This window comes from Bartonella massiliensis (assembly GCF_902150025.1).
Taxonomy (GTDB): Bacteria; Pseudomonadota; Alphaproteobacteria; order Rhizobiales; family Rhizobiaceae; genus Bartonella; species Bartonella massiliensis.
Genome location: NZ_CABFVS010000069.1, coordinates 1 through 987, shown reverse-complemented (window position 1 = coordinate 987; position 987 = coordinate 1). Strand labels below are relative to the sequence as shown.

Below are 987 nucleotides of genomic sequence, written 5' to 3'. Positions count from 1 at the left end.
TTTTTAATTTTTCTTTATGAAGTATATCCATCATTTTTTAACACTCTTTCATCTATATTAGCCGTCTTCTCATTGCTTTAAGTGATAAGAAGCGGCTGCGATGTTAAGTTATGTTGCATCGGACGGGGGTGTCGCTAAACTATCTCCCGTTGGCTGGGTGACCAGCCCAGCCTCTATTTTTGTTCCTTTCCTTGATTTGGTGCCTCAAAGGTGATTTCTGTGATGTATCCGCTTTGCTTTTCATAGCGATGGGTCACGGTTGCAGCATGCCATGGGCCATTGATTTCGCCTCGAAACCCTTGAAGCAAAAGCGGTTGCCCCGCCATGATCTCAGGGCGCCCCTCAAGGCTTACAGAACCACTGCCCATCGCGCGGCAAAGCCTATCCGATTCAGAAGCGCAAGCGGCTAAAGCTTCCGCCTCACAGGGGTAGCAGGTCCGCAGACGGCGCACGGGACCATGATACCCCGTGTGATGTTTGACAGAATGCTGTTGTCCTTTTGTGCGATCAAAATAAGAGGCTTCAATGGTGCCGTATTGGGTGCGCGGCTCAAGACTAAATTCCCAATAGGAGCAATCCTGTTGATGGATTGTCTGGAGAGGAAGATTGTTCCCGCTTAAAAATAAAAACTTATTGTCTTTGATCAAAAAACGTGCCTGCATCCGATCAGCAAGGCGGGTTAAAAAATCAATCGCCGATTGATCCGTGCGTACCACATAAGGCAAGGTTTGTTTGGTAAATTGTGGACTGACCTTTGCTTGATAGCCATGACGTTTGGCAAGGGTCTTAACAATCTCAGCAATGGTTTTGTGGTCAAAATGTTCGCTAGCTTGTTCTTTGATCTCCTCACGCATGGAAGCGCTTTTGCCACAAAGGCGTAAAATCTCTCCATCACTGCCCCCACAACTGATCACCGATTCCACAACAAAACGCCCCATAAATGCACGAATGCTGTTCTCATAACCAAAGGTGACATGGAGTGCACTG

1 protein-coding gene is annotated in these 987 nt (G+C 47.2%); it reads right to left on the bottom strand.

Annotated features, from left to right (window positions below; all coding sequences use genetic code 11):
* Positions 1–173: 173 nt before the first annotated feature.
* A partial coding sequence (locus FNZ60_RS09455; protein WP_142417292.1) for a phage late control D family protein occupies positions 174–987 on the bottom strand: 814 nt, incomplete at its 5' end.